Here is a 5,104-nt window from a genome sequence, read left to right on the forward strand (position 1 = left end):
CTTGACCGCATTTACCGGCGTAGATAGTCAAAATCTGCCAGATGTTATGGTAAGTGTTCAATTTATTCTTGCAATTGGCGAGTATTAATTTTTTAGAAAGAAGAGTCAGAAAAAATGGGTCAAATCAAAGTTGAAAAGAATGTCGGCGGTATTGAAGGTTTGGCAGTGATTACGCCAGCAGTTCACGGGGATGACCGTGGCTACTTCATGGAAACCTACAACGAAAACGACATGAAGGAAGCTGGTTTTGACATCAACTTCGTCCAAGACAACCAATCAAGCTCAACCAAGGGCGTTTTGCGGGGCCTGCACTTCCAAAAGCACTTCCCGCAATGCAAGCTGGTCCGGGCCGTGCGCGGGGATGTCTTCGACGTTGCCGTTGACCTGAGAAGCGACTCCAAGACCTACGGCAAGTGGTACGGGGTGGAACTGACCGCTGAAAACAAGAAGCAGTTCTTGATTCCAGAAGGTTTCGCCCACGGCTTCCTGGTTTTGAGCGACGTGGCTGAATTCTGCTACAAGGTTAACGACTTCTGGCACCCAAACGATGAAGGCGGCATGGCTTGGAACGACCCAGAAATCGGCATCGAATGGCCTAAGCTGGTTGGCGAATACCCAGGCTCAGCTGACGCTAGCGGCTACAGCTTGGAAGACGGCACTAAGCTGACCTTGTCAGACAAGGACCAAAAGTGGGCTGGCTTAAAGGACACCTTCAAGTTCTAAGAGGAGGACTTTTTCATGAAAGTTTTTGTAACTGGTGTTAACGGCCAACTGGGCCACGACGTGATGAACGAACTGGCTAAGCGCGGCTACGAAGGCGTTGGCAGCGACTTGGCTCCGGAATACAGCGGGATCGCTGACGGCTCAGCTGTCACTACTGCTCCTTACGTTTCCTTGGACATTACCGACGCTGCCGCTGTTGAAAAAGTGATCAAGGATGTCAACCCGGACGTGATCGTTCACTGTGCAGCCTGGACCGCGGTTGACCTGGCTGAAGACGACGACAAGGTTGCGGCTGTCCGCAAGGTTAACACCGATGGTACTCAAAACATCGCCAACGTAGCCAAGGAATTAGACGTGCCAATGGTTTACATTTCCACTGACTACGTCTTCGATGGCCAGGGCACTACTCCATGGGACCCGGACTTCAAGGGCTACAAGCCAATGAACGTTTACGGGGAAACCAAGCTGGGCGGGGAACTTGCCGTATCTGAAACTTTGGACAAGTACTTCATCGTCCGGATCGCCTGGGTCTTCGGCTTGAACGGGAAGAACTTCATCAAGACCATGCTTAACGTGGGTAAGACTCATGATGAAGTCAAGGTGGTCAGCGACCAAATCGGTACGCCAACTTACACTTTGGACTTGGCCCGGCTTTTGGTCGACATGATCGAAACTGACAAGTACGGCTACTACCACGCAACTAACGCGGAATTGCCAGAAACTGCCAGCGGCTATGATGAAAACGGCACGAAGACCGGCTACATCAGCTGGTACGATTTCACCAAGGAAATCTACCGCCAGGCCGGCTACAAGACCAAGGTAACTCCGGTTACCACGGAAGAATACGGCCTCTCCAAGGCTGTACGGCCATTCAACTCACGTTTGGACAAGAGCAAGCTGGAAAAGAACGGCTTCAAGCCTCTGCCAACTTGGCCAGACGCCGTGCACCGCTACTTGGAAGCCTTGAAGGCTGACGGCTTCTTTGACTAAGCAATTTTTAAGAGCACTGGATGTGGAATCCGGTGCTTTTTTGCTTGTTTTTATGCATATCCACCTATTCATGGTAATCGTCCAAGCGGCACTAAAATAGAGCAAGCTATAGGACTAAACAGGCAAAATATGATATTATGGATAATAAGGTAGATAGCACCGAGCGCGCCATGCGCTAAGCATGATGCTGCTAAAAGATATAAACGCCCTCTTGGAATATGCTCTCAATTTCCAAGGGGGTTTTCGTTTGCCCAAAAATCTGCCAAAAACTTTTGTGGCAAGATCTTCTTCTAGAAAGGCGCTAGCGGTGGCTAGTTTACAAAAAGTTTGCTGTGTAATAATGCTGTAGTGACGGGGGTTCTCTACCGAATGTATGTTCCAAAAATCTGCTTTGGATGAGGTAGAATAGGCTCAAACAGTACAAGAGAAATAATTTTAAGGAGGCAAAAAATGACCGAATCTATCAAAACGCCAACAGTTGCTGAAATCATCAATGACGAATACCTGCTAGCGCTGCTGACTTGGCGCAAGCCATCCATGTGCCGGCTGCAAGAATCAAGGATATCTTGCACGGCAGCCAGGAAATCACTGCTGACATTTCACTCAGATTAGCCAAATTCTTTGGCGTATCGGATTCTTACTTCTTTAATCTGCAAAGTGACATTGACTTGCGGGATGCCAAGAAGCATCTTAGCCGTGACTTGTCAGCAATTAAGCCTTTTACAGAGGTACAGGCCAAAAATAAGGAATCTCTTAACTAATTTCTTGATCCAGATCAAGGCCTCGCGCATCTATTCAAGCTACAATAGCCTTATCTAAATAGATGAGGTGACCAAGATGAACGAAAAAGTAGATTTGAAAGACCGGCTGACGCCAATGCAGTACGCCGTGACCCAAAACGCGGCAACTGAACCGCCTTATACAGGTGAGTACGACAACTTCTTCGAAAAAGGGATCTATGTCGACGTGGTTAGTGGGGAAGCCCTCTTTTCCTCTTTGGACAAGTACGATTCCGGTTGCGGCTGGCCAGCCTTCACCAAGCCTCTGGTTAAGCTGACCCAGCGCCGGGACCAGTCCTTTGGCATGGAAAGAACCGAAGTCCGCAGCCGCCAGGCTGACTCCCACCTGGGCCACGTCTTCACCGACGGTCCTTTGGACAAGGGCGGCCTGCGCTACTGCATCAACTCTGCTGCCCTCAAGTTCATCCCTTACGACCAGCTGGAAGAAGCGGGTTACGGCGAATACCGGCAGCTTTTCGAATAAACGAAAAAACTGACGACTTCCTTGCTTTGGAAATCGCCAGTTTTCTTGTTTTCTAACCTAAAATTGCCTTATCGCTGGCGAATTCCTCGCCAGATACGACTTCAAACTGGTGGAGCAATTTCTCCACTGTCAGTTTCTTCTTTTCTTCACCCTTGATGTCTAAAACGATATTGCCGTCGTTCATCATAATCAAGCGGTTGCCGTGGGCAATGGCATCCCTCATGTTGTGAGTCACCATAATCGTGGTCAGCTTGCCTTCTGCGACGATCCGGTCGGTCGCCTTCAAGACCTTCTCCGCCGTCTTCGGGTCCAGTGCCGCCGTGTGTTGATCCAAGAGAAGAACTTTCGGCTTGACCAGAGTTTCCATCAGCAAGGTCAAATCCTGTCTCTGCCCGCCGGACAGAAGACCTACTTTAGCAGTCAACCGGTCTTCCAGACCCAGGTTGAGTACCTTCAGCTTTTCGTTGTATTCAGCCCGTTCTTTAGCGGTGACTTCCCACTTAAGTCCTCTGCGCTTGCCCCGCTGGGCAGCCAGGGCCAGATTTTCATCAATCTGCATGGTTGCCGCCGTCCCGGTCATCGGATCTTGGAAGACCCGGCCGATCAAAGGCGCCCGCTTAAAGTCTGGCAGGCCCGTTACGTCTTGGCCATCGATAACGATGGAACCCGTGTCAACCGGCCAAACGCCCGCGATGGCGTTCAAGGTGGTTGACTTGCCGGCCCCGTTGCTCCCGATGACCGTCACGAAGTCGCCGTCTTCCAGCTTCAAGTTGACCCCGTTCAAGGCATGCTTTTCATTAATGGTCACGGGGTTAAAAGTCTTGGTAATATTGGTCAGTTCTAGCATTTTTAAGCCACTTTTCTAGCATTCTTGCCCGCCTTGGCAAAGGAGTTCTTGGCCCGGCTTCTGAGGTATGGCACCGCCAAGAAGAGGGCAACGATGATGGCGACCATAATTCGCTTGACCTCTTTCATGATGATTTCCTCCCATATCAGACAAAAAAGCGATTCAATATTTCTGTAATCTTTATTTAATAGTATTAATTTCAAAGGAACTTTTCTTGATGTCAATAGATTTTTTCTAATCAATTACGAAAATTATTCTATTGATTAGTCTGCTTGATTTTTGGGGAAGAAAAATGAACATTAAGTTGCCAAGCGTTGAATAATTTATAAACAAAAAAGGCGTCATCCCACGATTTGGGGATGGCGCATTTTGCGCTTATTTAGCTTTCTTCTTCGTTGCAGATAGCGATGACCCGCATCTTGTAGCCAAAGGTGTGGTTTTCGGTAACCTTTTCGCCAGTGTGGTCGGTGATGACCGCGTCGATATGGCCGCCTTCAGCAACGAACTTGTCGATTTGTTCCTTGACTTGGGCAAAAGTTCCTTCAAATTGCTTGGTAAATTGCATAGTCTTTCCTCCTCTCCCAAAGTTAATTTTATTTTAACTCTAAAAAACAAGAATAGTCTGATAATTGAAAATTAATCTGAAAAATCGTCGTTTGGCCAGTTTTTGCTTAAAAGGGTTCAGTATAAAAACTTGTGTAAATGATTGAGAGACTTAGGAAGCCTTCCGTGATAGCTCTCCATTAACCGCAGGGAGAAGCATTCATCATCTGGATACTCATACTCTTTACGTCTCTCGGTCTTGATCTTATTGTTAATACCCTCAAATTTGCCAGTTGATATCCCGTATTTGGCAAACGTGTAGATCCCTCTCAAATGGCGTCTATTGTGAAGAAAAGCTTGTTTTCTTCCAATAGCTCGTCATACCAGTCTTCATTACCACCATGAGCCTTTATTTCCGGTGTATTGAATATTTGGAACTGTATAATTTTATGTGGGGCAGGGCGCAAGAGTGAAAGCGGCAGTAAAATAGCAAGAATAAGGCTTTTAACAGTCCTGTTGCTGAGCAGTAGTGCTGTTTTTTGTTTATACTTTTTGTTTATACTTTTTATTAAAAAATATAACTTTTGCTTTTTGTGTATACATATAGGGTCATATAATGTTCATAAGTGGAAAAAACAGGCTAAAAACTCTTTTAACTTCGCCAATTGCAAGAATAAATTGAACACTTACCATAACATCTAGCAGATTTTGACTATCTACGCCGGTAAATGCGGTCAA

Annotated in this window: 8 protein-coding genes and 1 pseudogene; 5 read left to right on the forward strand and 4 right to left on the reverse strand. The window is 47.1% G+C overall.

What is annotated here, in order from left to right; all coding sequences use genetic code 11:
* Positions 1 to 114 precede the first annotated feature (114 nt).
* The 5 genes from rfbC (at position 115) to msrB (ending at position 2,976) form a co-directional block, all read left to right on the forward strand.
* Positions 115 to 723, forward strand: a complete 609-nt coding sequence (gene rfbC, locus FD23_RS08080) for a dTDP-4-dehydrorhamnose 3,5-epimerase (RefSeq protein ID WP_025896407.1) — start codon at positions 115 to 117, stop codon at positions 721 to 723.
* Between the two features lie 15 nt (positions 724 to 738).
* Positions 739 to 1,713, forward strand: a complete 975-nt coding sequence (rfbD, locus tag FD23_RS08085) for a dTDP-4-dehydrorhamnose reductase (protein WP_025896405.1) — start codon at positions 739 to 741, stop codon at positions 1,711 to 1,713.
* A 450-nt stretch (positions 1,714 to 2,163) separates the two neighbouring features.
* On the forward strand, positions 2,164 to 2,325 hold the full coding sequence (locus FD23_RS10775; RefSeq protein ID WP_231129862.1) for a hypothetical protein: 162 nt from the start codon (positions 2,164 to 2,166) through the stop codon (positions 2,323 to 2,325).
* Positions 2,253 to 2,474 (forward strand): helix-turn-helix transcriptional regulator, encoded by a 222-nt coding sequence (locus tag FD23_RS08090; protein WP_231129723.1) that lies wholly within the window; start codon positions 2,253 to 2,255, stop codon positions 2,472 to 2,474. Before FD23_RS10775 ends, FD23_RS08090 begins: the two co-directional genes overlap by 73 nt.
* 76 nt (positions 2,475 to 2,550) lie before the next feature.
* A complete protein-coding gene (msrB, locus tag FD23_RS08095; protein WP_003612761.1) occupies positions 2,551 to 2,976 on the forward strand; it encodes a peptide-methionine (R)-S-oxide reductase MsrB in 426 nt (141 codons plus the stop codon).
* A gap of 52 nt (positions 2,977 to 3,028) precedes the next feature.
* On the opposite strand, the gene FD23_RS08100 is transcribed toward msrB, so the two are convergent.
* From FD23_RS08100 to FD23_RS09485, 4 genes and pseudogenes are all read right to left on the reverse strand, one after another.
* Positions 3,029 to 3,823, reverse strand: coding sequence for an ABC transporter ATP-binding protein (locus tag FD23_RS08100; protein ID WP_025896403.1), 795 nt, complete (start codon positions 3,821 to 3,823; stop codon positions 3,029 to 3,031).
* Positions 3,824 to 3,825: 2 nt separating this feature from the next.
* Positions 3,826 to 3,951: a hypothetical protein gene (locus FD23_RS10915; protein WP_257786471.1), complete on the reverse strand. Its 126-nt coding sequence runs from the start codon at positions 3,949 to 3,951 to the stop codon at positions 3,826 to 3,828.
* A gap of 251 nt (positions 3,952 to 4,202) precedes the next feature.
* A complete protein-coding gene (locus tag FD23_RS08105; RefSeq protein ID WP_025896401.1) occupies positions 4,203 to 4,388 on the reverse strand; it encodes a hypothetical protein in 186 nt (61 codons plus the stop codon).
* A 150-nt stretch (positions 4,389 to 4,538) separates the two neighbouring features.
* Positions 4,539 to 4,800: pseudogene (locus FD23_RS09485) on the reverse strand (transposase); the annotation flags it as partial.
* Positions 4,801 to 5,104 lie beyond the last annotated feature (304 nt).

This window comes from Lactobacillus delbrueckii subsp. delbrueckii DSM 20074 = JCM 1012 (assembly GCF_001433875.1).
Taxonomy (GTDB): domain Bacteria; phylum Bacillota; class Bacilli; order Lactobacillales; family Lactobacillaceae; genus Lactobacillus; species Lactobacillus delbrueckii.

What these genes read in the sequence shown, in the direction of transcription:
- FD23_RS08100 (WP_025896403.1), bottom strand. Translation starts at nt 3,823, where the DNA reads ATGCTAGAACTGACCAATATTACCAAGACTTTTAACCCCGTGACCATT.
- FD23_RS10915 (WP_257786471.1), bottom strand. Translation starts at nt 3,951, where the DNA reads ATGAAAGAGGTCAAGCGAATTATGGTCGCCATCATCGTTGCCCTCTTC.
- rfbD (WP_025896405.1), top strand. Translation starts at nt 739, where the DNA reads ATGAAAGTTTTTGTAACTGGTGTTAACGGCCAACTGGGCCACGACGTG.
- FD23_RS08105 (WP_025896401.1), bottom strand. Translation starts at nt 4,388, where the DNA reads ATGCAATTTACCAAGCAATTTGAAGGAACTTTTGCCCAAGTCAAGGAA.
- msrB (WP_003612761.1), top strand. Translation starts at nt 2,551, where the DNA reads ATGAACGAAAAAGTAGATTTGAAAGACCGGCTGACGCCAATGCAGTAC.
- FD23_RS10775 (WP_231129862.1), top strand. Translation starts at nt 2,164, where the DNA reads ATGACCGAATCTATCAAAACGCCAACAGTTGCTGAAATCATCAATGAC.
- rfbC (WP_025896407.1), top strand. Translation starts at nt 115, where the DNA reads ATGGGTCAAATCAAAGTTGAAAAGAATGTCGGCGGTATTGAAGGTTTG.